The following is a 22870-nucleotide window of genomic DNA, read 5'->3' on the forward strand; positions in this document are numbered from 1 at the left end:
GATTAGAATAAAGCGGATTCTTTTTTGATATATTTATCTAAACATTTTACTAATACGTCTTCTGTTTTAGTAAAAAAATGATTAGCATCATTTATAGCCTGAAAGTCAACTTTAATTCCTTTTTGAGCGCTCAATCTTTTATCCAAATCTGTAATATGCTCTAAAGGAACTAACTCATCCTTTTTTCCATAAATCATTAAACCTGAAGTTGGACATGGAGATAAGAATGAAAAGTCATAAACATTTGGTTGTGGCGAAATTGCAATAAATCTATTTATTTCTGGTCTTCTCATTAACAATTGCATTGCAATTAAAGACCCAAAAGAAAATCCTGAAACCCAACATTGTGAGTTATCAAAATTTTCACGCTCCAACCAATCTAGTGCTGCAGCAGCATCAGCCAGTTCACCTTGACCATTATCAAACTCACCATCACTTTTTCCAACACCTCTAAAATTTACTCTACATACAGAAAATCCATTTTCCATAAAAGTATGAAATGTATCAACTACAACTTTATTATTCATTGTTCCTCCATATTGAGGATGAGGTTGTAATACTAACGCTATTGGTGATGTAATTTTTTCACTTTTGTAATACTTGGCCTCCATTCTTCCAGCAGGCCCAGGTATAAAAACTTCAACTATTTTATTGTCCATAAATGATATTGATTATTATTCTCAAAAAAAAATACACATATCATAACTAAGCGACAATATGTTATCTTTTTTATGTATTGTATACTTGACTAATTTAGTCAGGTTTGTATAAAAAGCCCACTTAAATAAGGATAATATGAAATTAACTTCAAAAGGTAGATACGCAGTAATGGCTTTAGCTGATCTTGCTAAGTTCAATAGTGTTAATCCAGTATCTTTAAGAGATATATCGTTAAGACAAGGTATTTCTTTGGATTTTTTAGAACAAATTTTTTCTAAGTTAAAAAAATATAATATCGTAAAAAGTATTAGGGGTACTAATGGAGGTTATATCTTAAACAAAGAACCAGAAGAAATTAAATTAGCAAACATACTTAGTGCCGTAGATGAAGAAGTCAAAACTGTTCAATGCAAGAAGGAATCTAAAAAAGGATGCAATAGTAAGACTACGAAATGCATCACTCATAATTTATGGGACGAACTTGAAGTTCATATCAATCATTTTTTCGAACAAAAAAATTTAAAAGATCTTATAAGCAATTCTTCAGAAAGTAGAAATTAAAATGGATGCAAGAGAAAAAGAAATAGAAAAATTAAAAGATTATAAATATGGATTTTCAACTGATATTGAAAATACTAGAGCACCCAAGGGTTTAAATGAAGAAGTAATTAAGTTTATTTCAAATATTAAAAAAGAACCACAATGGATGCTTGATTGGAGATTGAAAGCCTTTGAAAGATTAAAGCAATTAAAAGAACCTAATTGGCAAAAACCTAAATATCCGAAAATAGATTATCAAGACCTTTATTATTATTCAGCACCAAAAAGCATGGATGACAAACCAAAAAGTTTAGACGAGTTAGATCCAAAATTATTAGAAACTTATAATAAACTTGGAATACCTCTTCAAGAACAAGCAAGACTTAATGGAATAGCAGTTGATGCTGTATTTGATTCAGTTTCTGTTGCAACCACTTTTAAGGGTGAGTTAAATAAAAAAGGAATTATTTTTTGCTCTATGTCTGAAGCTATACAAGATCATCCTGAATTAGTAAAAAAATATTTAGGGTCTGTAATTCCAATATCAGATCATTATTTTGCAACACTTAATTCAGCAGTATTTACCGATGGGTCATTTGTATATATTCCCGAAGGTGTAAGATGCCCGATGGAACTCTCAACTTATTTTAGAATTAATGCTACAGAAACAGGTCAATTTGAAAGAACTTTGATCATTGCTGATAAAGGAAGTTATGTAAGTTATTTAGAAGGATGCACAGCACCAATGAGAGATGAAAATCAATTACATGCAGCAAATGTAGAATTAGTTGCACTAGATGATGCTGAAATAAAATATTCAACAGTACAAAATTGGTATCCAGGAGACAAAGATGGAAAAGGTGGAATTTATAATTTTGTAACTAAAAGAGGTTTATGCAAAGGAAAAAATTCAAAAATATCTTGGACACAAGTTGAAACAGGTTCAGCAATTACATGGAAATATCCAAGTTGTATATTGATGGGTGATAATTCTGTAGGAGAATTTTACTCAATAGCAATAACAAATAATCATCAAAAAGCAGATACAGGTACTAAAATGATTCATTTGGGTAAAAATACAAAAAGCAAAATAATATCAAAAGGTATTTCAGCTGGATTTGCAGATAATACTTATAGAGGCTTAGTGGATATTTCAAAAAATGCTGATAATGCAAGGAATTTTACTCAATGTGACTCTCTTTTGATGGGTAACAAGTGTGGAGCGCATACTGTTCCATACATAAAGAATAAAAATTCTAGCTCAAATATTGAGCATGAAGCAACAACATCCAAAATTAGCGATGAACAATTGTTCTATTGCAATCAAAGAGGTTTAAATCAAGAAGAGGCTGTTAGTTTAATTGTTAACGGTTTTTGCAAAGAGGTTCTGCAACAATTACCAATGGAATTTGCTGTTGAAGCTCAAAAATTAGTAGGAATCAGTTTAGAAGGGAGTGTTGGTTAATGTTAACAATTAAAGATCTTAAAGCGAATATTGATAATAAAGAAATTTTAAAAGGTTTAAATTTAGAAATTAAACCAGGAGAGGTGCATGCAATTATGGGGCCTAATGGATCTGGAAAAAGCACTCTATCAAATGTTCTTTCAGGGAAAAAAGGATACACTGTAACTGGTGAAGTAAAGTATTTTAATGAAAATCTTTTAGAATTAGAAATTGAAGAAAGAGCTCATAAAGGAATATTTTTAGCATTCCAATATCCATTAGAAATTCCAGGGGTAAATACCAATATATTCTTAAAAACATCTTTAAATGCAATTAAAAAAGCTAAAGGTGAAAAAGAATTAGATGCTATTGAATTCTTAAAATTAGTTAAACAAAAAGCCGGAGAATTAAAATTTGATGAAAAAATATTAAGTAGACAATTAAATGTAGGATTTTCTGGTGGAGAAAAGAAAAAAAATGAAATACTTCAAATGTCTATCCTTAATCCTAAGCTGTCGATTTTAGACGAAACAGATTCTGGGCTTGATATTGATGCTTTAAAAATAGTATCTGAGGGTGTGAATGCATTAAGAAGTAAAGATAGTTCTTTTTTAATTATTACCCACTATCAAAGATTACTTGATTATATTAAACCTGATTTTGTTCACGTTCTAATTAATGGTCAAATTGTTAAATCTGGAGGATCTGAATTAGCAATGGAATTAGAAAGTAAAGGTTACGAAACTCTTAGTTAAATGATTGAACAACTAAAATCAGATTTCAATAAGATGACAGAAAATTTAAAATTTTCTGAAAACAATATTGAGTTTAGAAAAAAAAATTTAATCAATTTTATTGATAAAGGCTTTCCAAATAAAAGAATTGAAGATTGGAAATTTTCAGATTTAAATCAAATAATATCATCTAATATTAAAAATTTAAGTTTTTATAACGATAAAACTTACGAACCTAAAGATCAAGTATCTTTAATTAATAAGTTTGAACATAATAAGATTATTTTTATTAATGGAGTTATTTCAAAAGTAGACATCAAGTATGAGGATGACACTAAAGTTTTAATTAATAATGATTTAGATTTAAGCAACAATTCGAATGGAATTAATCCATTAGTATCTTTAAACCATGCTCTTGTTAGTGCACATATTGGTATTATCGTTAAAGAGAATTATTCATTAAATAAACCTTTAGTTTTATACAATATTACTACTGAGGATGTTAATTCAACTGCACTCAATTTAAGAACAGATATCAAGTTAGAAAAAAATAGTAACTTGAAATTAGTTACTATATTCGATGATCAGTCTCAAAATAATTTCATTAATATAAATCAAAATTTTGATATTGCTCAAGATGCAATCCTTAAAAGTTACAAAATTGATCATAAAACCAATTCTAATATTAAATATTTTTATAATAATATTAATCTTGAAAAAAATAGCATCTCTGAAAATTTTATTTTTTCGACAGGATCTAAATTTATCAAAAATGAAGTAAATTGTAATTTAAATGATCAATACAGTTCAGCATTTATTAATGGTGTGATAAATTTAAAAAACTCACAACATCATGAAATTAAAACGAATATAAATCATTTAGCAGAAAATACAAAAAGCTATCAATTAATCAAAACGGTTTTAAATGACAATTCTAAAGGTATTTTTCAAGGTAAAATTTTTGTTGATCAAAAAGCACAGAAAACAAATGGGTACCAACTTAGTAAAGCTTTACTTTTAAATGAAAATACAGAATTTGATGGTAAACCTGAACTTGAAATTTATGCAGATGATGTAAAATGCTCGCATGGATCAACTTCAGGTAACTTAGACGAAGACTCGATATTTTATCTAATGTCTCGAGGTCTAAGTTATCAGCAATCAAAAGAATTATTGATTAATGGTTTTCTAATGGATGCAGTTGAAACAATTACTGATTTAGAAATCAAAAATTTAATCAAAGAGATGATGGGAGTTGTAGAGTGAGTATAGAAAATATTAAAAAAGAATTTCCAATATTTAATAATAAAGTTCATAATAATGATCTTGTATATCTTGATAGTGCTAACTCATCTCAAAAACCACAATCTGTAATTGATAGAGTTAATGATTTTTATACAAATGAATTTTCAAACACAGGTAGAAGCGTTCATTACTTAGCGGTAGCTGCAACCAATCTTTATGAAAATACAAGATCTTCTGTTCAAAAATATATTAATGCTAAAGATAAAAATGAAATAGTATTCACTAAAGGTGCAACTGAGGCAATTAATCTTGTAGCTAATACCTATGGTCAAAAATTTTTAAAAGAAGGGGATGAAATACTTATAACAGAACTTGAACATCATTCTAATTACGTGCCCTGGCATTTTTTACGACAATCTAAAGGTATAAAGATTGAGTTTGCAGAAATTAATGATGATGGAGAGATTACTTTAGAAAGCATTGAAAAAAAAATTACATCAAAAACAAAATTAATTGCTATTACACACTTATCAAATGTAACGGGATCAGTTTTACCAGTTAAAGAAATAACAGAACTTGCTCATTCAAAAGGTATTGCGGTTTTAGTAGATGGATGCCAAGGTGCTCCTCATTTAAAACTTGATATGCAAGACATAGACTGTGATTTTTATGCTATTTCTTGCCATAAAATGTACGGGCCAACAGGTCTTGGTGTTTTATATGCAAAGAAAAAGTGGCTAGAGGAATTACCACCCTATCAAGGCGGCGGTGGAATGATTCAAGATGTAAAAAAAGATACCATTTCATATGGTGATTTACCTAATAAATATGAAGCCGGAACAATGGCTACAGCACAAGTTATAGCATTTGATCAATCTATAAAATTTTTAGAAAAAATCGGAATTGAAAACATGATTAAACATGAGCAAGAATTAATCCAGTATGGTCAAGAAATTTTAAGAAAAAATAATTCAGTTAAATTAATTGGTAACCCAAAACATAGATCAGCAGTTTTATCTTTTACTATAGAAGGTGTTCATCCACATGACATAGCTACAATATTGGATGAAGATGGTGTTGCTATTAGAGCAGGTCATCATTGTTGTCAAATCCTACATGACAAATTAGGAATACCTGCAAGTGCACGTGCTTCATTAGGTGTTTACAATACAAAAGATGATTTAGATCAACTTAATAATTCTATCAATAACTGTAAGAAAATTTTTAATCTCTAATGAATATAAAAGAACTTTATCAAGAAATAATTTTAGAGCATGGTAAAAATCCACGCAACTTAAGAAAAACTGAAAATTTTAATAAAGATGCAATGGGTAAGAATCCATTATGTGGTGATAATGTACATATATTTTTAAAACTTGATGAAAATAAAAAAGTAGAAGATATTTCATTTGAAGGTAGTGGCTGTGCAATTTCAATGGCCTCAGCATCAATTATGACTGATTTAATTAAAGGCAAAGAAGAAGTAGAAGTTAAAGAAATTGTAAATGACTTCTTAGGTATGATTAAGGAGAATCCTGAATTAAAATCAAAAAACCTAGAAGAAGATGAAAAAACTAAATTAATGTGCTTGTCTGGAGTAAAACAATATCCAATGAGAGTAAAATGTGCGACTTTATCATGGCATACTTTAATTTCTGCAATTGACAATACTCAAGAAGAAATTAATACTGAAAAATTAGATTAAATTATGGATTTAAGAGAACAAGTAATAGCTGAAATTAGAAAAATTTATGACCCAGAGATACCGGTCAATATTTATGAATTAGGTTTAATTTATGATGTTAAAGTAAACGAGTCTAAAGCTAAAATTATAATGACCTTGACTACACCAAATTGTCCTGTTGCAGAAAGTTTACCTCAGGAAGTTAAGGATAGTGCAATTCAAGTAGAAGGCATTGAAGAGGTTGATCTAGATTTAGTTTTTGAACCACCTTGGGAAAAATCAATGATGTCTGAAGCTGCTAAATTGGAGTTAAATCTATAATGAACCCTATCATTAAATTAAGTGATAATGCTGCAAGTCGTATTAAAGAAATTATGTCTGGAGTTGAGTCGAATTCAATTGGTGTTAGAGTTGCAGTTAAATCTGGTGGTTGTGCTGGCATGTCTTATGTAATGGAATATGCAAAAGAAATAAATCCTTCAGATGAAATAATTGAAGATAAGGGTGTTAAGGTTTTTGTTGATGCTGCAGCTGTTATGTACTTATTAGGCACTGAAATGGACTATAAAAAAGAAGAATTTTCATCATCATTCGTATTCAATAACCCCAATGAATCTGAACGTTGTGGTTGTGGCGAGTCATTTAAAGTATAACATTACCTAAACGCATATCAGTATTGCAAATATCACATATCTATGGTATTAAATAGTTATGAATAAATTTGAATTTAAAAATCTTGTTAAATCTCTAGAAAAGTCACTGAAAGAAAGAACTTTTTTCAAGACTCTTAGAAAAGAAGTAAACACTGGTGCTAATGGCACTCAGGATTACGTTGTTAAAAAAGGAATTAACAAAGATACAATCGCAACAACTAGACAGTAATTAGTTTTAGCTGCTGTAATACATCTCAAACTCTACAGGATGAGGTGCGTGTTCAAATCTATGTATCTCTTCAAATTTTAATGCAATGTAAGCATCAATTTGATCATCAGTAAATACACCACCTTCAGTTAAAAATTCTCTATCTTTATCTAAACTTTCCATTGCTTCTCTTAAGGATCCACAAACAGTTGGAATGTTTTTAACTTCTTCTGGAGGTAATTCATAAAGATCTTTATCAAAAGATTCACCTGGATGTATTTTATTTTTAATTCCGTCTAAACCAGCCATAAGCATAGCAGCAAAAGTTAAATATGGATTTCCTGAAGCATCAGGAAATCTTATTTCACATCTTGCACCATTTTTACTTAATGAAATTGGTATACGACATGAAGCAGATCTATTTCTTGCAGAGTAAGCAAGCAGAACAGGGGCTTCAAAACCTGGAATTAATCTTTTATAACTATTTGTTGTAGCATTTGAAAAAGCATTAATTGCTTTTGCATGTTTTAAAATTCCACCAATATAGTGAAGTGCTGTTTCAGATAACCCTGCATAAGCATCACCAGAAAAAACTGGTTTGTCGTCTTTCCAAATTGATTGATGAATGTGCATACCTGAACCGTTATCTCCTGCAATCGGCTTTGGCATAAAAGTTGCTGTTTTTCCAAATGAATGTGTAACCATTTGAACTACATATTTATATAATTGAACATTATCAGCTTGATCAACAAGAGTTCCAAAGTACATACCAAGTTCATGTTGACTTGGTGCTACTTCATGGTGATGTTTTTCAACTTTAATACCTACTTCTTTTAAACTTTTTAAGTATTCACTTCTCATATCTTGTTCACTATCAACTGGAGGGACTGGAAAGTAACCACCTTTTACTGGAGGTCTATGACCCATATTTCCATTTGCATACTCTGTTCCAGAATTATAAGGACCTTCTTTACTATCTATTTTAAAACCAGTGTTGTTTGGATCATTATTAATTCTAACATCATCAAAAACAAAAAATTCAGGTTCAGGACCAAAAAAAGCTTTATCACCAATGCCAGATTTCTTTAAATATGCTTCTGCCTTTTTAGCTGTTCCTCTTGGGTCTCTTTCATAAGGAGATCTTTTGACAGCATCTAGAATATCACAAAAAAGGATTAGAGTATTATGAGATGTAAAAGGGTCCATAATCATTCTAGAAGTATCAGGTATTAAAATCATGTCAGACTCGTTAATTGCCTTCCAACCGGCAATAGATGAACCATCAAAAAATACACCTTCATTTAACATTTCTTCATCAACGATAGTTTGATCCATTGTTAAATGTTGAAGTTTTCCTCGAGGGTCAGTAAATCTTAAATCAACAAATTCAACTTCTTTTTCCTTTATGAATTTTAGAACATTGGCAGCAGTCATAGTTTCTCCTTTTTTAAATTTTGTAGTCGATTAATAACAAATGTTTCTTTAATAATATTGCTTGAATAATAAATATCACCTATGCGTTTTTTACATATGAATTACAACATTATTTGTTAAATTATCAATCAATTATTAGTTGAAATATGAGCTTATTAGATAAAGAACCTGTTAAAAGAGCTGAAAAAATTCTTAAAAACTTTGACCAATCCTTAGAGGTAATAGTTTTAGAAAATTCAGCAAGAACAGCACTGGATGCAGCAACAGCTTTAGCTTGTGATGTAGGTGCAATTGTCAAAAGCTTATTATTTAGATCAGAAAATGGCTTCATACTATGTTTAGTGGCAGGTGATAAGAGGTGTTCATTAAATAAATTAAAAAAAATTAAAGATAAAAAAGACATTTCAATGGCATCACCAGAAGAAGTTAAGACACAAACGGGCTATACAATAGGGGGTGTCTCACCTGTTGGGCATTTAGAGAGAATTGAAATTATAATAGACAATTCTTTAGAAAGGTTTAATGAATTGTTTGCAGCAGCAGGACATCCAAACTGTGTATTTAAAATAAACTATAACGATATTCAAAAAATTACGAATGGAAATGTTGAAGATATAATTGAATGAGACAACCTAGGTTAATTGATTATACATTATTAGTAGTTTTAGCTTTAATATGGGCATCAGCTTTTTTTAATATCAAAATTGCAACAGAATCTTTTGGACCAATTACAATTGCATTCTTGAGAGTTTTTTTTGGAGCAATTCCAGTATTATTATTATGCTTTTATAAAAAAATTAAGATAGAAGCATTTTCCAAAGATTGGTATTGGTTTGCTATAATAGGTTTTGTCAATTTAGTATTACCTTTTTTCTTAATAGCTTATGGTGTGAAATCTGTACAAAGTAATTTGGCAGCAATCTTAATGTCAACAACACCCTTGAGTTCAACAATATTGGGTCACTTTTATACAAAAAATGAAAAGTTCAATTTAGTTAAAACTTTTGGAATACTAATTGGTTTTTCAGGAATTATTTATTTGTTTTCAGATAATCTATTAATAAATGATAGTAATTTTATTTCTGCGTTATTAATATTACTTGGGTCAACTTGTTATGTTATTGGAGGAGTTTTAACTCTTAAAATTAGTAAGAAAAAGAATGAAAATGTAACAGGCTCTATATTAATTTGGGCTGTCCTAATCTTAATACCATTTGTTTATTTTATTGAAAAACCATGGAACTCGGTTCCAAGCGTTGAGTCTACAATATCAGTAGTTTATCTAGGAATGGTTTCAACAGGTGTTGCTTGGTTGCTAAGATTTAAAATTCTAAAAGATAATGGTCTTATATTTCAATCACAAGTCTCTTACTTAATTCCAATATTCGGTACTATATTGAGTTATATTTTTTTAAAAGAAATAATAACATCTAAAATTTTATTATCTTTATTAGCAGTCGTTGTTGGAATTTACTTTGTTAAAAAAGCAGATCAAAAAAAGACTACTTAAACTGAACCATTTCTTTAATATGAGAAGGTCTCGTTTCGCAACATCCACCTAAAATAGTAGCACCAGCATTTTTAAATTTTTTAACAAAATTTGCCATCAATTCAGGTGTTAAATCTTTTCTTTGACCCAAAAATTCATTTGGGTTACCAGTTTTACTGACATTATAACTATTAGTATAACCATCTTTAGGATTAGTTGTCACAAAAGCATTAAGCTTAAATCCAAATGGAACACCTAAATTTTTTACTTCTTCTAAATTTTCATAAAAGTTTTCAGGAGAAACACAGGATAAAATTAATCCTAGTAAATTATTATGATTAATATTGTTAATAATATCTGATATTTTTTCTCCACTTGGAAGATTTATTCCCTCAGAAATGTGAGCACCTATTAAGTATGGCTTATTAAATTCTTCAATTGCTTCAATTGCTAATTTAAACTCTTTTACACTAGACAAAACATCTAAGTAAAAAAAATCAATATAAGGATCTAATAATTTTGCTTGATCATAAAAGTTTTGCTTAATTTCGTCATCTGGTCTTGTATCTTCTTCGTATGTTAAATATTGAGGTGGAAGACCGCCTGCAATTAACACCTTAGGATGTTGTTCTTTAGCTTTCTGAGCTATTTCACCAGCTTTTTTGTTTAAGTATTCAAACTTATCTTCAATTTTATTATCACGTAATCTTATTCGTCTAGTAGTAAAGGTTGCTGTAACAATAACTTCAGCACCCGCTTTAATAAAGTCTAAATGTGTGTCTAGTAAGAGTTGATGGTATTCTTCTTTTAAAACAGCATTTGCACTCCACAATGTGCCGTTTGGCTTCATACCACGAGCCAACAATTCTTGTCCCATACCACCATCTAAAATTCGTGTTGTTTTAAAAAAATTGATATCCATTTTTATTCCTTACTTTTTTAGTGCTTTGGCTTTATGCCAGGTGCACAATACAGTTCAACTACCTTTACCAATTATATAATGATTTCCTTTTTAGCAGTTAGTACCTGCAATATGGATCAAATCGGTTAACTATTTATATATCTATTAGACTGATTAGTAAATCACTTCTTGAATAATATTTTAGCATTGAATGAAAAGGATCTTCTCTCACCATCAACGTTAAATGGATAAGCTGTGTGCATTAAATAATTTGGAAAAATCAATAGATCTCCTAATTTAGGGTTTAAATTATAGATACTTTTACTTAAAAAGTTTTTTTGACCATTAATAAAATCAATTGTTCCATTAGTTTTAATCTTTTTATTCTTAACTAATTTATTTTGATTCATATCTTTTGGGATTTTAAGATAGCCAACACCTGACAGTTGTCCTTCATGATAATGAATTGGATTATATTCATTTTTTAATTGCCTAACCACCCATAGATTTATTATCTTAATTTCTTTAATTTTTTTAATACCTGACTTATCAAGGTAAACTTTAATATTTTTTATTAATTCTTTAGACAAACTCTTATTAATTAAAGTTTTAGGTATCTTAATTTCATTCTTAATTTGACTTGCAAGTTTAGGGCTATAATCATTTTTTTTAGATAATTGAGACTTATCAATGTGATTATTTAATATAGTAATAATTTTTTTGGATAACTTTGTTTTTCCTATAGTGGGTCCAAATGCTCTAAATGTTTTCATAACCTTTCTATAATAATTTAATACTTCTGTTATGCAAACAACTTCAGTCCCATTCGAATAGCGACAAATATGACAAGTCCCGATGTCACTAGAGCTAATATTCTTGCAGGAAAAATTTTAAGATTTAAATAGTTTCCAAGCTGGCCGCCTATTAAAACAAATAGAAATAATGGCCAATAATCATAAATTCCATTTATTGTTGATGCCTTTGTAAATTGGCCAGCAAGTCCTGATAAAGAATTAATCAGTATGAATAATGATGCTGCTGTTGCAATGTTTTTTGCTTTATCTACTCTAATTAATAACAATATAGGGCTTAAGAAAATTCCACCACCAATTCCAACTACACCAGACACAAATCCAATAGATGCACCAATGAATAGCGATAATATTTTTGGTATCTTGTTATAAATTTCAATTTTTTGATCAAAAGATTGAAATTTGATGAGAAGTAGAGCTCCTGCTAGCGCTAAGACTAAAAAAAGTAAAATTTCAAAAATTTCTTTATCTACTGATAAAGATCCCCCTATGAATGCAAGTGGCACAGATGATATCAAATATGGGGTAAGGATCTTAAAATTGATATTTCCAGCTTTAATATAATTTATACAATTTCCTGATACGACAATAATATTACAAAAGAGAGCAATTACAGGAAAGATCAAGTAAGGAATATCCCAAATTAATAGAAGGGCTAGATAGGTAGAGCCACCACCAAAGCCAACACTTGAATATAAAGTTGCTGTTAGAAGAAATAAAAATGATAATATAATCATAATAATTATTTTAAATTTATGATTGTAAATATAGCACTTTTAACTGTTACGGACACCAGAACTTTTGAGAACGATAAGTCCGGTGCGATCTTAGTAAAAAAAATAGAAAAGGCTAAACATAAATTAATAGATAGAAAAATTTGTAAAGATAACAAAGATGACATCATTAAAATCCTTAAAGATTGGATTAATCAATCAGAAATAGATGTTGTAATTACAACAGGGGGCACTGGGCTTACAGGTCGAGATATTACACCAGAGGCAGTAAACGAGATAGCTGACAAGCATATTCCAGGATTTGGAGAGGTGTTTAGAACAATAAGTTTAAAAACAGTTGGTACATCTGCCATTCAATCTAGAGCTTGTGCAGTACTAGCTAATGGCAAATATGTATTTGCTTTGCCAGGTTCTTCAGGGGGAGTAACGGATGCCTGGGATGGAATTTTAAAACATCAGTTAGATATAAATCATAAACCTTGTAATTTTGTAGAACTTTTTCCAAGGCTTAAAGAAAAATAATTATTTTTGATATTTTTCTTTCCACTCAGAATAAGGCATACCATAAACATGCTCACGTGCATCTAAGTCTGAAATTTCAATACCTTTTTTCTCTGCTTCTTCTCGATACCATTTTGATAAACAGTTTCTGCAAAAGCCAGCAAGGTTCATAATATCTATATTTTGAACATCTTTTCGTTCATCTAGATGTTTGAGCAATCTTTCAAATGTAGCAGACTGTAATTCTTTTTTTATATCATTATCCATAACTAAATTATTAGACACATTTCAATTAAGCACAAGATGTAGGCTATATTCAATCTTAAGTAGAAAATAATAATATAATTAATGGATCTTTAGATCAATTTTTGTTTAGTTAAGTAATGGCTACAAAAAAGAAAAAAACAGCCAAAAAATCTAAACGTAAGACCAAAAAAAAAATTAAGAAAAACTTGGTCAAGCAATCACCTAAAAATACTAAAAAAGTTAAAAAGAAAAAAGGTGTGGCTAAAGAGAAGTTACTTAAGCCAATAAAAAAAAATAAGCTTAAGAATATTAATAAAAGAGAGAGGGTAAAAATGAGCACAGAAACAGTAAAAGGTGGACGATCTCCATTACTAGATACGTCTCACTTAAAAGTTAAATTTCCATTTAAAGAACAATATGGAAATTTTATAGGAGGAAAATTCGTTAAACCAAAATCAGGAAAATATTTTGATAACGTAAGTCCAATTAATAATGATGTTATATGTTCCGTTCCAAGATCAGATGCAAAAGATGTTGAGGCTGCATTAGATGCTGCACACGCTGCCTTTCCTACTTGGGGAGTTACATCAATAACTGAAAGATCTAACATACTACTTAAAATAGCTGATGTTATTGAAAAAAATCTTGAACTATTAGCTACTGCTGAATGTTTAGATAATGGAAAACCAATTAGAGAGTGTATGGCAGCTGACTTACCATTAGTTGTTGATCATTGGAGATATTTTGCTGGAGTAATCAGAGCAGAAGAAGGTTCGGTTTCAGAGATAAGTAATAGTGAATATTCTTATCATATACCTGAACCACTTGGTGTAGTTGGACAGATTATACCATGGAACTTTCCATTATTAATGGCAACATGGAAACTTGCACCAGCACTTGCTGCAGGTAACTGTGTAGTTTTAAAACCAGCTGAACAAACACCAGCATCAATCTTACTATTAATGGAACTTATTGGAGACTTATTGCCTCCAGGAGTTGTTAATGTTGTAAGTGGTTTTGGTCTTGAAGCAGGTAAACCATTAGCTTCTTCTAAAAGAATTAGAAAGATTGCTTTTACAGGTGAGACTACAACTGGACGTTTAATCATGCAATATGCATCACAAAACTTAATTCCAATAACTTTAGAATTAGGTGGAAAATCTCCAAATGTTTTCTTTGAAGATGTTATGGATCAAGATGATGATTTCTTTGATAAATGTCTTGAAGGTTTTGCAATGTTTACTCTTAATCAGGGTGAAGTTTGTACTTGTCCTAGTAGAGTATTAATCCAAGAATCTATCTATGATAAATTTATGGAAAGAGCAGTTGCTAGAACGAAAGCAGTCAAGCAGGACAATCCTCTAAAAATGGAAACTATGATTGGTGCTCAAGTATCATTAGAACAAATGGAAAAAATAAAATCTTACTTAGATTTAGGTAAGAAAGAAGGTGCCAAAGTTCTATGTGGTGGTGAAGTTGCTAACTTAAACAGTGGTTTGGAAAAAGGAAATTATATCCAGCCTACTATTTTTGAAGGTAATAACTCTATGAGAGTTTTCCAAGAAGAAATTTTTGGACCAGTTGTATCTGTTACTAAATTTAAAGATGAAGCTCATGCATTAGAAATAGCTAATGATACTCTTTATGGTTTAGGAGCAGGTGTTTGGACTAGAAATGGGAATATTGCTTATAGAATGGGAAGAGGAATCCAGGCTGGTAGAGTTTGGACTAACTGTTACCATGCTTATCCAGCTCATGCTGCTTTTGGAGGATACAAACAATCTGGAATCGGTAGAGAAACACATAAAATGATGCTTAATCATTATAGACAGGTGAAAAACTTACACGTGTCGTACAGTGAGAAAAAATTAGGCTTCTTTTAACAGATATATTATAATGGCCTGTATTAAACTACAGGCCATATAACTATGAAAGTTTCCGCAACCCCTTCAGCTTTAGAACTAATTGAAGATCTAAAGAAAGATCATGGTAAAGAATTACTCTTTCATCAATCTGGTGGATGTTGTGATGGAAGTGCTCCAATGTGTTACCCTGTTAAAGAATTTTTAGTAAGTGATGACGATGTTTTAGTTGGAAAAATTGGTGGTATTCCTTTTTACATAAGTGAAACTCAACATGAAGCATGGAAAAATACAGATTTAATTATTGATTGCATTCAAGGTATGGGTGGAATGTTTTCTTTAGACAATGGAACTGGCAGAAGATTTTTAACAAGATCTGAGATTTGCGTTCCTGAAAAAAAATCAATTAATTAATTAAATTTCATTTTAACTCTTAGTGTAAGTAAAATTACTATAATAATAAGATAGATTAAGGGTTCAACTGTAACTACTTTAACTAACCATAAGTAGTGAATAATTCCTAATAAAGAAATTATATAAACAAGCTTGTGTAGTTTTTTCCATTTATCTCTCAACAACCTTATCATTCGTTTAGATGAAGTAAGAGCAAGTGGCACTAATAAAAGCCAAGCTAAAAATCCAGCAAATATAAATTTTTTTTTTATAATATCATCTCCAATACTAGACCAATCAAAACGATAATCTATGCCAACATATGTCATCATGTGTGCTGATGCATAAAAAAAAACAAACAACCCAAACATTCTCCTATAGCTAATCCAAAAATTTAATTCAGTAAATTTTTGTAAAGGAGTCATTGCAAGAGTTATTATGATAAAACGAAGTGTCCACTCACCAGTTACATGTGTTATTTTTTTCACAGGTTCTGGACCTAATTGATTAAAAATAATTTGATAAACAATGATTAATATTGGCAGTAAACAAAAAAAGAAAATTGGTATTTTTATATATTTCTGCATGTTTTATAAAACAAATTTATGTATCTAAAAGTTTTTCTTTAAATCCATACCTGAATATAAATGTGCAACTTCATCACCATACCCATTAAACATTTCAGTCTCAATCCTAGGAGCTAAAATACCTTCACCTATGACACGTTCTGTTGCTTGTGACCATCTTGGATGAGAAACATTTGGGTTAACATTTGAATAAAATCCATATTCTCTTGGGGACGATCTCATCCAAGATGATGTAGGCATATTTTCAACTAATTTTATTTTAACAATTGCTTTTGCACTTTTAAAACCATACTTCCAAGGAACAAAAATTCTTAATGGAGCTCCATTTTGATTAGGCAATGTTTTTCCATAAAGCCCAGTAACAACTGTTGTTATAGGATGCATAGCTTCATCAATTCTTAATCCTTCTCTATAAGGCCAATTTAGAACAGGGTATCTTTGGCCATTCATTTGTTCAGGGTCATAAACACTTTCAAATTCAACAAATTTTGCAGTATTTTTGATAGATACTTTACTAAGTAACCTACTTAGAGAAAATCCCATCCAAGGAATAACCATTGACCAACCCTCAACACACCTTAGTTTGTAGATTCTTTCTTCCGAAGGAAATAAAGAAATTATTTCTTCAGCTGAAATCGTAACTGGATTTTCTACTTCCCCCTCAATAGTTACACTCCAAGGTTTAGTAATAAATTCTTGTGAATTTCTATAAGGATCACTTTTACTGGTACCAAATTCATAATAATTGTTATACGTCGTAATATCTTCATATGATGTTAGCTTAGTTTTATTTTGTGAATAAGCATTGTTTAAGAATGGTATACTGCTCAAAGATATTGAACCAACACCAAGCCCAATTGATTTAATAAATTTTCTTCTTTTATTGTAAATTAATTCTGGTGTAATTTCTGAATGTTTATATTTTTTCATTTTTTAATAGGATTACCTTTTAACCATTCACTTTCATCATTTTTATAATGTTCTTTTTTCCAAATAGGTGATCTTTTTTTGATTTCTTCAATTATATACCTAGATAATACGTAAGCTTCATCTCTATGTTTGCAGGCAACTGCGATAATTATACTAGTTTCTCCAAGCCCCACATAGCCCTTTATATGCTCTATAAAGACTGCTTTATCTATAATTTTAAGTTTTTCTGTAGTCTCTTTATAAATTTCTTCAAAACTTTTTAGTACTAGTTCGTCATGACTATCATAAGCTATACCAATAACTTCTTTATTTTCATTAATATTTCTTACATTTCCTGTAAAAATAATTGAAGCTCCGTATGTAGATGATTTGATAAATGCTTCTGCTTCAGAAGTTTTTATTTTATTTTTTTCAATATCTATAATTTTTGCATGTAACATCAGCCACCGCCTATTGGAGGTATAATCCCAATTTTTTGATCTTTTGTAATTTTAAAATTATCATTAACAATATTATTATCTTCAGAGCAAAAAGCAGAGCTTTTAACTATTTTTATAAAATCTTCATTACCTTTAAAATTAATATCCAAGTAATCGATGATTTCTCTTCTTAAATCTTTGATTTCAATTTTTTCTTTAAGATCAAATTCTAAGTAATCTTTATTGCTAAAATCTCTACTTGCTCCAAATAACTCAAGTTTAATTTTCATGTTTAAAAAATATCTTTTAAAAACTCTGGTAGTCCATCAGGATTGATCCATAGACCACTTTTTCCACCTTCTTTAATTAATAATTTCACATTATCAATTCTAAGATGTGGGTTTACAATTTTACTAAGATCATAGATTGTAATTAATGCAGCATTAACTCCCATAATAGCTTCCATTTCAACACCAGTTTTTGCAACAGCTGACACAACACAAAAAACCTCTAAAGAGCTATCATCTTCATGCATGATAATTTTTGTTGCAGTATGATCTATTGGAAGTGGGTGACATAATGGAATTAATTCACTAGTTTTTTTAACACCTAAAATTGCTGAAACTTCAGCTAAAGTGATCGGATCACCTTTAGGCATTTCTTTATTTCTAATTAGATTAAAAACTTCTTTTCCTACATAAATTCTCCCAGAAGCTAACGCTCTTCTAAATGTTTCTTTTTTTGATGAAACATCAATCATGTTAAAAGAATTTTTTTTAAAAATTTCTTTAGCCCAGTCTTTTAATTTTTCTTCGTTTATCACTTTTAAGTTTGCCATTTATCCTCCAGTACTAGATAAATTTGGAGTAATTCCAGTATCTCCAAGTTCTAAATAATGTGACTCTTTTTTAAGATGCAATTGTTTTATGATAAGATCTACAAGTTCATCTTTTTGAGCATCATCTTGCAATAAATGCCTGATGCTAATTCCGGTATTACCAAACAAACATAATCTTAAATCACCTCTAGAGGTAACTCTTAATCTATTACAAGTTTGGCAAAAATCTTTAGTATAAGGAGCAATTAATCCAAATTTACCCTTAAAATTTGGATGTATAAAATTTAATGAAGGACCCGCATCTTTCCCATAAGTTTGCGGTATCCAGTTATTTTTCTCTAAATAATCTTTGAATAATTTAGAGGAAACATGATTTTTTTTAAAATATTCTAAATTATCACCAGTTTGCATCAATTCTATAAATCTAAAATCAATATTGTTATCTTTTATGAAATTTCCAAATTTTTTAAACTCTTCATGGGTATCATTAATACCTTTGAGTAAAACGGCATTAATTTTTATATTTTTAAAATCTAGTTTTTGTAAAATCTTTATGCCTTCTAAAATTTCATTAAGCCTGTCATGTCCTGTTAGTTTTTTAAAAGTTTCTCTATTTAAACTGTCAATACTAATATTTATTCCATCTAAACCAGCTTCAAATAATTGTTCTGCAATTTTGTCCAAACGATAACCATTAGTTGTCATTGTTACTTTGGGTATATTGGAATTTTGCTTCATATCTTTTAAGATATCAAAAAAGTCTTTTCTAACTGTTGGTTCTCCACCAGTTAATCTAATTTTACAAACACCTAATTCAGACAATGCTTTTGTTAATCTGGATATTTCTTGAGCAGACATAAAACTTCTCGTGTCTCCAGGCGTTTTTTTATAACCTTGTGGCAAACAGTAGGAGCACTTATAATTACAGACGTCTGTGATCGATAGTCTTATGTAGGGAAATTTTCTTCCAAAAGTATCACTTAGTAATTTCATCTTATATTTATTATATTATATTATAATAATAATATATGAGCAAAATTATTACCAAATCGGAACTGGATCTATTTAAAAAAGACGGAGCTGTCTTAATCAAAGGTAAATTTGATAACGCATGGATTGAAAAGTTAAAAAAAGGAATCAAAAAAGGTAAAGAAAGTCCTAGTCCAAGATTTGTAAATCATACAAAAGATCAAAAATTACCAGGATATTATGAGGATTTTTGGACCTGGAATTTACATGAAGAATTCAAAGATTTTATATTTAATTCACCAACTCCAAAAATTGCAGCAGAACTTTTAGAAGCACAAAAGATTAACTTAGTGATGGATAATTGGTTTTTCAGGGAAGCTGGGTCGAAGTCATCACCACCTTTTCATCATGATATATCATATTTCGATTTTGAAGGATCTATGTGTGTATTGTGGTTACCACTTGAACCAATAAAAAAAGAGGATGGTATAGCATGGGTTAAAGGTTCACATTTATGGGATAAATTATTCCTAAGAACGCGGTTTAATGACGGCCATGAAGTTGATGGTGAACCAGGGATTGTTAATGGAAAAAAATATGAATTAACTCCTAACATATTAGAAAATAAAGATAATTATGAATTTCTACAATGGGATCTGGAAGTTGGTGACTGTATTTATTTTGATATTAGAACACTACATGGAGGATTAAATACTGTCACACCCAAAAAAGATATTCATAGATACACACTAAGAATGGCAAAAGAAAATTCTAGAATTATTTATAGAGGAGATTGGGCCAGAGAAGAAAGAGTTATTATGGAAGATAATGGTTATAAAAATGGTGATGATTTATCTGGAAAAATGTTTCCAACTTTATTTGAAACTAGCTAACTTCAAGCTTTTTACACTGGAAGTTAACATAAATAATTAACCAGCAGGTTTGTAGCCAGCCATAGCTTTAGCGGCAATCTCGGCAGCTTTATTCATATTCATCTCTTCAAGAATAACCATATTCTCTACTGTTCCGCTTGCTTCCACAGCTAATTTTATACCAGCAAAATTTTCATAAGGCATATCTCCTGAAGTGACAGCAACGAAATCATAAGGACCTCTCGTAATATAAAAAGATTCAAATTTCCCTCCTACTGCTTCAGTTAATGCTTTTACCGCAGTTGATCTATCTTGCTTAGGGTCCTTCATAAAACCTTGGAAGGCCTTTGCTGTATAATTACCCATTACAATATATTTTTTCATAACTTTCTCCTTTATTAATTTGTAAGATCTAATCATATTTGTTAAAAATTTAAAAATTTATTTTTTAAAAATCAACTCAAGGTTTAGCAAATTATGTACGAAAAATTTGGACAATTTATCGATGGCAATTGGTCGCCCTCTTCTAACAAGGAAACTTATAAAGTTATCAATCCTGCAACAGAAGAAGTTTTAGGCCACGCTTCAAAAGCAACACCTGTTGATGTGGATAGAGCATTAAAATCTGCAGAAAAGGGATTAGCTATTTGGAGAAAAACTCCACCATGGCAAAGAGCTTATACGCTTAGAAAAATTGCTGACATGGTAAGAGAAAAAAAAGATGTACTTGCTAAATGGATGACTTTAGAAAATGGAAAACCTTTAGCAGAAGGTGTTGGTGAAACGAATGGTGCTGCAGATATTTTTGAATGGAATGCTGAAGAGACAAAAAGAATTTATGGACAAATTGTAGAAAGTAGATTTGAAGACACGAGAGTGCATGTTTATTATCAACCGATTGGAGTAGTGGCTGCTTTGTCACCTTGGAATTTTCCACTTGTATTAGCTGCTAGAAAAATTTCTACAGCATTAGCTGCGGGCTGTTCAGTAATTATCAAGCCAGACACAATTACACCAGGTGTGGTTATGGAATTAGTCGATATTTGTAGGGAATGCGGAATACCCGCTGGTGTAGTTAATCTTTTGTCAGGTGATCCACCTACAATTGCGTCACAATTAATTTCATCTGATATTATTAAAAAAATCTCAGTTACAGGCTCAACTAGAGTTGGTAAAATAATTTTAAAACAAGCTGCAGATAAATTACAAAGAGTAACAATGGAGTTAAGTGGTCATTCTCCTTTCATTGTATTTGATGATGCTGATTTAAATAAAGCAACGGACATAGCTATTGCTGCTAAATTTAGAAATAATGGTCAAGTTTGTATTTCACCTAATAGATTTTACATTCAGGAAAGTAAAAAAGATGAGTTCGTTGGTTTATTTATTGAAAAAACTAAAAAACTTAAGATTGGTAATGGTATGGATCCAGATACACAACTAGGACCGTTAACAACGCAAAAAAGACTAAATGAAGTTGAAGAGCTAGTTGAAAAAACGAAACAAGAAGGAGCTAAAGTTTTATTGGGAGGTAAGAGGCCTGCAGGATTTAATAAAGGTTTTTATTATGAGCCAACTGTTTTTGATGATGTTAAAGATGACTTTACGATCATGAAACAAGAACCATTTGGGCCATTAGTTCCAATGCTGTCATTTAAATCTTTTGATGAAGTTATTGAAAGAGCAAATGATAATGATTTAGGTCTTTGTAGTTATATTTGTACTAATTCAATGGATAAAGCTTATAGAGCCTCTGAATTAATGGAAGCAGGCATTGCTTGTGTGAATACTGGTGTTGTAGCAGTTGCAGAAGCTCCATTTGGTGGAATAAAACAAACTGGCTATGGTAGAGAAGGTGGCTCTAACGCAATTAAAGATTATCTAAATGTTAAATATACTCATATGGGTATTAAGGGCTAGTAAATAAGGTTGAATTAAATAAATCCTAAATTAAAAGTTTTATTTATGAATAATTATAATTTAAAGGGTAGAAGAGCAATAGTAACAGGTGGCGCACAAGGTTTTGGTTTTGCAATTACAAAAAGATTTTTAGAATCTGGTGCTGAAGTTATAATTTGGGATATTGATCAAAAAGCTGTTGATGAAGCATTAAAAGAGCTTTCATCTGAAAAATGTAGCCATCAAATAGTTGATGTCACTAACTTCGGTGACATAACAAAAAATATTGAACTAAGTACTAAAGAAAAAAATGTAGATATTTTTGTAAATAATGCGGGTATGGCCGGTAAAAATACACAAGTTTGGAATTATCCAAATGATGAATGGTTAAAAGTAATGAACTTAGATTTAAATTCAGTCTTTTATTGCTGTAAAGCAATAGCACCTCACATGATTAAGAATAATTATGGAAGAATAGTAAATATTGCATCTATTGCAGGAAAAGAGGGTAATCCGAATGCTAGTGCATATAGCACCGCAAAAGCGGGTGTTATAGGACTTACAAAATCGTTAGGTAAAGAATTAGCTGATAAAAATATTGCCGTTAATGCTGTAACGCCAGCAGCAGCTAAGACTAGAATTTTCGATCAAATGACTGAGGAACATATAAATTATATGCTCTCTAAAATTCCAAGAAATAGATTTGCTAAAGTTGATGAGTTAGCGTCATTAGTTACTTGGTTAGCTGCAGAAGAGAATTCTTTTTCAACTGCTGCAGTTTTTGATTTAAGTGGTGGAAGAGCAACTTATTAAGTT

30 protein-coding genes and 1 riboswitch are annotated in these 22870 nt (G+C 30.2%); of the genes, 17 read left to right on the plus strand and 13 right to left on the minus strand.

Going from position 1 to position 22870, the window contains the following annotated elements; all coding sequences use genetic code 11:
* Nucleotides 1-2 precede the first annotated feature (2 nt).
* The gene (locus AC5SL0_RS01750) at nucleotides 3-659 is read right to left on the minus strand and encodes an alpha/beta hydrolase (RefSeq protein WP_011281905.1); all 657 of its coding nucleotides are present in this window, start codon (nucleotides 657-659) and stop codon (nucleotides 3-5) included.
* A 136-nt stretch (nucleotides 660-795) separates the two neighbouring features.
* On the opposite strand from AC5SL0_RS01750, the gene AC5SL0_RS01755 reads away from it, so the two are divergent.
* From AC5SL0_RS01755 to AC5SL0_RS01795, 9 genes are read left to right on the plus strand one after another with little or no spacing between them, the layout of a single operon-like run.
* Entirely contained in the window at nucleotides 796-1221 is a 426-nt protein-coding gene (locus AC5SL0_RS01755) for an RrF2 family transcriptional regulator (RefSeq protein WP_006997175.1), read from the plus strand.
* 1 nt (nucleotide 1222) lies between these two features.
* A complete protein-coding gene (gene sufB, locus AC5SL0_RS01760; RefSeq protein WP_011281906.1) occupies nucleotides 1223-2665 on the plus strand; it encodes a Fe-S cluster assembly protein SufB in 1443 nt (480 codons plus the stop codon).
* Entirely contained in the window at nucleotides 2665-3399 is a 735-nt protein-coding gene (gene sufC, locus AC5SL0_RS01765; protein ID WP_011281907.1) for a Fe-S cluster assembly ATPase SufC, read from the plus strand. The genes sufB and sufC overlap by 1 nt, the downstream gene beginning before the upstream one ends.
* Nucleotides 3400-4644 carry a SufB/SufD family protein gene (locus tag AC5SL0_RS01770; RefSeq protein WP_494618524.1) on the plus strand — a complete coding sequence of 415 codons (1245 nt, stop codon included), beginning with the start codon at nucleotides 3400-3402 and terminating at the stop codon, nucleotides 4642-4644. It abuts the gene before it with no gap.
* A complete protein-coding gene (locus tag AC5SL0_RS01775; RefSeq protein ID WP_494618525.1) occupies nucleotides 4641-5858 on the plus strand; it encodes an aminotransferase class V-fold PLP-dependent enzyme in 1218 nt (405 codons plus the stop codon). Before AC5SL0_RS01770 ends, AC5SL0_RS01775 begins: the two co-directional genes overlap by 4 nt.
* On the plus strand, nucleotides 5858-6328 hold the full coding sequence (gene sufU / locus AC5SL0_RS01780) for a Fe-S cluster assembly sulfur transfer protein SufU (protein ID WP_006997170.1): 471 nt from the start codon (nucleotides 5858-5860) through the stop codon (nucleotides 6326-6328). The genes AC5SL0_RS01775 and sufU overlap by 1 nt, the downstream gene beginning before the upstream one ends.
* Nucleotides 6329-6331: 3 nt before the next feature.
* Nucleotides 6332-6628 carry an iron-sulfur cluster assembly protein gene (locus tag AC5SL0_RS01785; RefSeq protein ID WP_494617416.1) on the plus strand — a complete coding sequence of 99 codons (297 nt, stop codon included), beginning with the start codon at nucleotides 6332-6334 and terminating at the stop codon, nucleotides 6626-6628.
* Complete coding sequence (locus AC5SL0_RS01790) at nucleotides 6628-6960, plus strand: HesB/IscA family protein (RefSeq protein WP_020169243.1); 333 nt, start codon at nucleotides 6628-6630, stop codon at nucleotides 6958-6960. Before AC5SL0_RS01785 ends, AC5SL0_RS01790 begins: the two co-directional genes overlap by 1 nt.
* Before the next feature lie 58 nt (nucleotides 6961-7018).
* On the plus strand, nucleotides 7019-7189 hold the full coding sequence (locus tag AC5SL0_RS01795; RefSeq protein ID WP_006997167.1) for a hypothetical protein: 171 nt from the start codon (nucleotides 7019-7021) through the stop codon (nucleotides 7187-7189).
* 6 nt (nucleotides 7190-7195) lie between these two features.
* Here AC5SL0_RS01795 and glnA read toward each other — a convergent pair whose 3' ends face one another.
* A complete protein-coding gene (gene glnA / locus AC5SL0_RS01800; RefSeq protein ID WP_494618526.1) occupies nucleotides 7196-8602 on the minus strand; it encodes a type I glutamate--ammonia ligase in 1407 nt (468 codons plus the stop codon).
* Nucleotides 8603-8748: 146 nt separating this feature from the next.
* Between glnA and AC5SL0_RS01805 the strand changes: the two genes are divergently transcribed.
* Together AC5SL0_RS01805 and AC5SL0_RS01810 are read left to right on the plus strand one after the other, a co-directional pair.
* Entirely contained in the window at nucleotides 8749-9228 is a 480-nt protein-coding gene (locus AC5SL0_RS01805) for a YbaK/EbsC family protein (protein ID WP_494618528.1), read from the plus strand.
* Nucleotides 9225-10112: a DMT family transporter gene (locus AC5SL0_RS01810; protein WP_494618530.1), complete on the plus strand. Its 888-nt coding sequence runs from the start codon at nucleotides 9225-9227 to the stop codon at nucleotides 10110-10112. The genes AC5SL0_RS01805 and AC5SL0_RS01810 overlap by 4 nt, the downstream gene beginning before the upstream one ends.
* On the opposite strand, the gene AC5SL0_RS01815 is transcribed toward AC5SL0_RS01810, so the two are convergent.
* From AC5SL0_RS01815 to AC5SL0_RS01825, 3 genes are all read right to left on the minus strand, one after another.
* Nucleotides 10105-11013 carry a homocysteine S-methyltransferase family protein gene (locus AC5SL0_RS01815; protein WP_494618531.1) on the minus strand — a complete coding sequence of 303 codons (909 nt, stop codon included), beginning with the start codon at nucleotides 11011-11013 and terminating at the stop codon, nucleotides 10105-10107. The two genes, AC5SL0_RS01810 and AC5SL0_RS01815, sit on opposite strands and share 8 nt — an antisense overlap.
* A 9-nt stretch (nucleotides 11014-11022) precedes the next feature.
* Nucleotides 11023-11086, minus strand: a riboswitch (SAM riboswitch).
* A gap of 88 nt (nucleotides 11087-11174) precedes the next feature.
* Nucleotides 11175-11765, minus strand: coding sequence for a 2OG-Fe(II) oxygenase family protein (locus AC5SL0_RS01820; protein ID WP_494618532.1), 591 nt, complete (start codon nucleotides 11763-11765; stop codon nucleotides 11175-11177).
* Between the two features lie 29 nt (nucleotides 11766-11794).
* Complete coding sequence (locus tag AC5SL0_RS01825) at nucleotides 11795-12541, minus strand: sulfite exporter TauE/SafE family protein (RefSeq protein WP_494618534.1); 747 nt, start codon at nucleotides 12539-12541, stop codon at nucleotides 11795-11797.
* A gap of 18 nt (nucleotides 12542-12559) precedes the next feature.
* Between AC5SL0_RS01825 and AC5SL0_RS01830 the strand changes: the two genes are divergently transcribed.
* The gene (locus tag AC5SL0_RS01830; RefSeq protein ID WP_494618535.1) at nucleotides 12560-13060 is read left to right on the plus strand and encodes a molybdenum cofactor synthesis domain-containing protein; all 501 of its coding nucleotides are present in this window, start codon (nucleotides 12560-12562) and stop codon (nucleotides 13058-13060) included.
* Here the strand turns inward: AC5SL0_RS01830 and AC5SL0_RS01835 are convergent, their stop codons facing one another.
* On the minus strand, nucleotides 13061-13306 hold the full coding sequence (locus AC5SL0_RS01835; RefSeq protein ID WP_271564112.1) for a DUF1244 domain-containing protein: 246 nt from the start codon (nucleotides 13304-13306) through the stop codon (nucleotides 13061-13063).
* A 311-nt stretch (nucleotides 13307-13617) separates the two neighbouring features.
* Here AC5SL0_RS01835 and adh point away from each other — a divergent pair, with 311 nt between their 5' ends.
* Together adh and AC5SL0_RS01845 are read left to right on the plus strand one after the other, a co-directional pair.
* On the plus strand, nucleotides 13618-15168 hold the full coding sequence (gene adh / locus AC5SL0_RS01840; protein WP_026362714.1) for an aldehyde dehydrogenase: 1551 nt from the start codon (nucleotides 13618-13620) through the stop codon (nucleotides 15166-15168).
* 45 nt (nucleotides 15169-15213) lie between these two features.
* A complete protein-coding gene (locus tag AC5SL0_RS01845) occupies nucleotides 15214-15561 on the plus strand; it encodes a DUF779 domain-containing protein (protein ID WP_006997157.1) in 348 nt (115 codons plus the stop codon).
* On the opposite strand, the gene msrQ is transcribed toward AC5SL0_RS01845, so the two are convergent.
* Genes msrQ through moaA form a run of 6 tightly spaced genes read right to left on the minus strand, consistent with a single transcriptional unit; the run spans nucleotide 15558 to nucleotide 19307 of the window.
* Nucleotides 15558-16127: a protein-methionine-sulfoxide reductase heme-binding subunit MsrQ gene (msrQ, locus tag AC5SL0_RS01850; RefSeq protein WP_011281921.1), complete on the minus strand. Its 570-nt coding sequence runs from the start codon at nucleotides 16125-16127 to the stop codon at nucleotides 15558-15560. The genes AC5SL0_RS01845 and msrQ overlap by 4 nt on opposite strands.
* 24 nt (nucleotides 16128-16151) lie before the next feature.
* Nucleotides 16152-17057, minus strand: a complete 906-nt coding sequence (gene msrP / locus AC5SL0_RS01855) for a protein-methionine-sulfoxide reductase catalytic subunit MsrP (RefSeq protein ID WP_011281922.1) — start codon at nucleotides 17055-17057, stop codon at nucleotides 16152-16154.
* Nucleotides 17054-17497: a molybdopterin synthase catalytic subunit gene (locus AC5SL0_RS01860; RefSeq protein WP_011281923.1), complete on the minus strand. Its 444-nt coding sequence runs from the start codon at nucleotides 17495-17497 to the stop codon at nucleotides 17054-17056. Before AC5SL0_RS01860 ends, msrP begins: the two co-directional genes overlap by 4 nt.
* Complete coding sequence (locus AC5SL0_RS01865; protein ID WP_011281924.1) at nucleotides 17497-17766, minus strand: hypothetical protein; 270 nt, start codon at nucleotides 17764-17766, stop codon at nucleotides 17497-17499. Before AC5SL0_RS01865 ends, AC5SL0_RS01860 begins: the two co-directional genes overlap by 1 nt.
* A 2-nt stretch (nucleotides 17767-17768) precedes the next feature.
* Nucleotides 17769-18314 (minus strand): cyclic pyranopterin monophosphate synthase MoaC, encoded by a 546-nt coding sequence (gene moaC / locus AC5SL0_RS01870; protein ID WP_018413985.1) that lies wholly within the window; start codon nucleotides 18312-18314, stop codon nucleotides 17769-17771.
* Complete coding sequence (gene moaA, locus AC5SL0_RS01875; RefSeq protein ID WP_011281926.1) at nucleotides 18315-19307, minus strand: GTP 3',8-cyclase MoaA; 993 nt, start codon at nucleotides 19305-19307, stop codon at nucleotides 18315-18317.
* Nucleotides 19308-19342: 35 nt separating this feature from the next.
* Between moaA and AC5SL0_RS01880 the strand changes: the two genes are divergently transcribed.
* Entirely contained in the window at nucleotides 19343-20176 is an 834-nt protein-coding gene (locus AC5SL0_RS01880) for a phytanoyl-CoA dioxygenase family protein (protein WP_011281927.1), read from the plus strand.
* A gap of 36 nt (nucleotides 20177-20212) precedes the next feature.
* On the opposite strand, the gene AC5SL0_RS01885 is transcribed toward AC5SL0_RS01880, so the two are convergent.
* The gene (locus tag AC5SL0_RS01885; RefSeq protein WP_011281928.1) at nucleotides 20213-20539 is read right to left on the minus strand and encodes a GYD domain-containing protein; all 327 of its coding nucleotides are present in this window, start codon (nucleotides 20537-20539) and stop codon (nucleotides 20213-20215) included.
* A 93-nt stretch (nucleotides 20540-20632) separates the two neighbouring features.
* Here AC5SL0_RS01885 and AC5SL0_RS01890 point away from each other — a divergent pair, with 93 nt between their 5' ends.
* Nucleotides 20633-22075 (plus strand): NAD-dependent succinate-semialdehyde dehydrogenase, encoded by a 1443-nt coding sequence (locus AC5SL0_RS01890; protein ID WP_494618536.1) that lies wholly within the window; start codon nucleotides 20633-20635, stop codon nucleotides 22073-22075.
* Nucleotides 22076-22120: 45 nt separating this feature from the next.
* Entirely contained in the window at nucleotides 22121-22867 is a 747-nt protein-coding gene (locus AC5SL0_RS01895) for an SDR family NAD(P)-dependent oxidoreductase (RefSeq protein WP_011281930.1), read from the plus strand.
* Nucleotides 22868-22870: the final 3 nt, after the last annotated feature.

Source organism: Candidatus Pelagibacter sp. PS_16 (assembly GCF_059417965.1).

Excerpts from the sequence above, each read along its gene's own strand:
- AC5SL0_RS01805 (WP_494618528.1), top strand. The coding sequence starts at position 8,749 with ATGAGCTTATTAGATAAAGAACCTGTTAAAAGAGCTGAAAAAATTCTT.
- AC5SL0_RS01820 (WP_494618532.1), bottom strand. The coding sequence starts at position 11,765 with ATGAAAACATTTAGAGCATTTGGACCCACTATAGGAAAAACAAAGTTA.
- sufB (WP_011281906.1), top strand. The coding sequence starts at position 1,223 with ATGGATGCAAGAGAAAAAGAAATAGAAAAATTAAAAGATTATAAATAT.
- AC5SL0_RS01880 (WP_011281927.1), top strand. The coding sequence starts at position 19,343 with ATGAGCAAAATTATTACCAAATCGGAACTGGATCTATTTAAAAAAGAC.
- sufU (WP_006997170.1), top strand. The coding sequence starts at position 5,858 with ATGAATATAAAAGAACTTTATCAAGAAATAATTTTAGAGCATGGTAAA.
- AC5SL0_RS01825 (WP_494618534.1), bottom strand. The coding sequence starts at position 12,541 with ATGATTATATTATCATTTTTATTTCTTCTAACAGCAACTTTATATTCA.
- sufC (WP_011281907.1), top strand. The coding sequence starts at position 2,665 with ATGTTAACAATTAAAGATCTTAAAGCGAATATTGATAATAAAGAAATT.
- AC5SL0_RS01860 (WP_011281923.1), bottom strand. The coding sequence starts at position 17,497 with ATGTTACATGCAAAAATTATAGATATTGAAAAAAATAAAATAAAAACT.
- AC5SL0_RS01770 (WP_494618524.1), top strand. The coding sequence starts at position 3,400 with ATGATTGAACAACTAAAATCAGATTTCAATAAGATGACAGAAAATTTA.
- AC5SL0_RS01895 (WP_011281930.1), top strand. The coding sequence starts at position 22,121 with ATGAATAATTATAATTTAAAGGGTAGAAGAGCAATAGTAACAGGTGGC.
- AC5SL0_RS01885 (WP_011281928.1), bottom strand. The coding sequence starts at position 20,539 with ATGAAAAAATATATTGTAATGGGTAATTATACAGCAAAGGCCTTCCAA.
- AC5SL0_RS01890 (WP_494618536.1), top strand. The coding sequence starts at position 20,633 with ATGTACGAAAAATTTGGACAATTTATCGATGGCAATTGGTCGCCCTCT.
- AC5SL0_RS01830 (WP_494618535.1), top strand. The coding sequence starts at position 12,560 with ATGATTGTAAATATAGCACTTTTAACTGTTACGGACACCAGAACTTTT.
- AC5SL0_RS01865 (WP_011281924.1), bottom strand. The coding sequence starts at position 17,766 with ATGAAAATTAAACTTGAGTTATTTGGAGCAAGTAGAGATTTTAGCAAT.
- AC5SL0_RS01815 (WP_494618531.1), bottom strand. The coding sequence starts at position 11,013 with ATGGATATCAATTTTTTTAAAACAACACGAATTTTAGATGGTGGTATG.
- AC5SL0_RS01790 (WP_020169243.1), top strand. The coding sequence starts at position 6,628 with ATGAACCCTATCATTAAATTAAGTGATAATGCTGCAAGTCGTATTAAA.
- AC5SL0_RS01795 (WP_006997167.1), top strand. The coding sequence starts at position 7,019 with ATGAATAAATTTGAATTTAAAAATCTTGTTAAATCTCTAGAAAAGTCA.
- msrQ (WP_011281921.1), bottom strand. The coding sequence starts at position 16,127 with ATGCAGAAATATATAAAAATACCAATTTTCTTTTTTTGTTTACTGCCA.
- AC5SL0_RS01755 (WP_006997175.1), top strand. The coding sequence starts at position 796 with ATGAAATTAACTTCAAAAGGTAGATACGCAGTAATGGCTTTAGCTGAT.
- AC5SL0_RS01835 (WP_271564112.1), bottom strand. The coding sequence starts at position 13,306 with ATGGATAATGATATAAAAAAAGAATTACAGTCTGCTACATTTGAAAGA.
- moaA (WP_011281926.1), bottom strand. The coding sequence starts at position 19,307 with ATGAAATTACTAAGTGATACTTTTGGAAGAAAATTTCCCTACATAAGA.
- AC5SL0_RS01785 (WP_494617416.1), top strand. The coding sequence starts at position 6,332 with ATGGATTTAAGAGAACAAGTAATAGCTGAAATTAGAAAAATTTATGAC.
- AC5SL0_RS01845 (WP_006997157.1), top strand. The coding sequence starts at position 15,214 with ATGAAAGTTTCCGCAACCCCTTCAGCTTTAGAACTAATTGAAGATCTA.
- adh (WP_026362714.1), top strand. The coding sequence starts at position 13,618 with ATGAGCACAGAAACAGTAAAAGGTGGACGATCTCCATTACTAGATACG.
- msrP (WP_011281922.1), bottom strand. The coding sequence starts at position 17,057 with ATGAAAAAATATAAACATTCAGAAATTACACCAGAATTAATTTACAAT.
- glnA (WP_494618526.1), bottom strand. The coding sequence starts at position 8,602 with ATGACTGCTGCCAATGTTCTAAAATTCATAAAGGAAAAAGAAGTTGAA.
- AC5SL0_RS01810 (WP_494618530.1), top strand. The coding sequence starts at position 9,225 with ATGAGACAACCTAGGTTAATTGATTATACATTATTAGTAGTTTTAGCT.
- AC5SL0_RS01750 (WP_011281905.1), bottom strand. The coding sequence starts at position 659 with ATGGACAATAAAATAGTTGAAGTTTTTATACCTGGGCCTGCTGGAAGA.
- moaC (WP_018413985.1), bottom strand. The coding sequence starts at position 18,314 with ATGGCAAACTTAAAAGTGATAAACGAAGAAAAATTAAAAGACTGGGCT.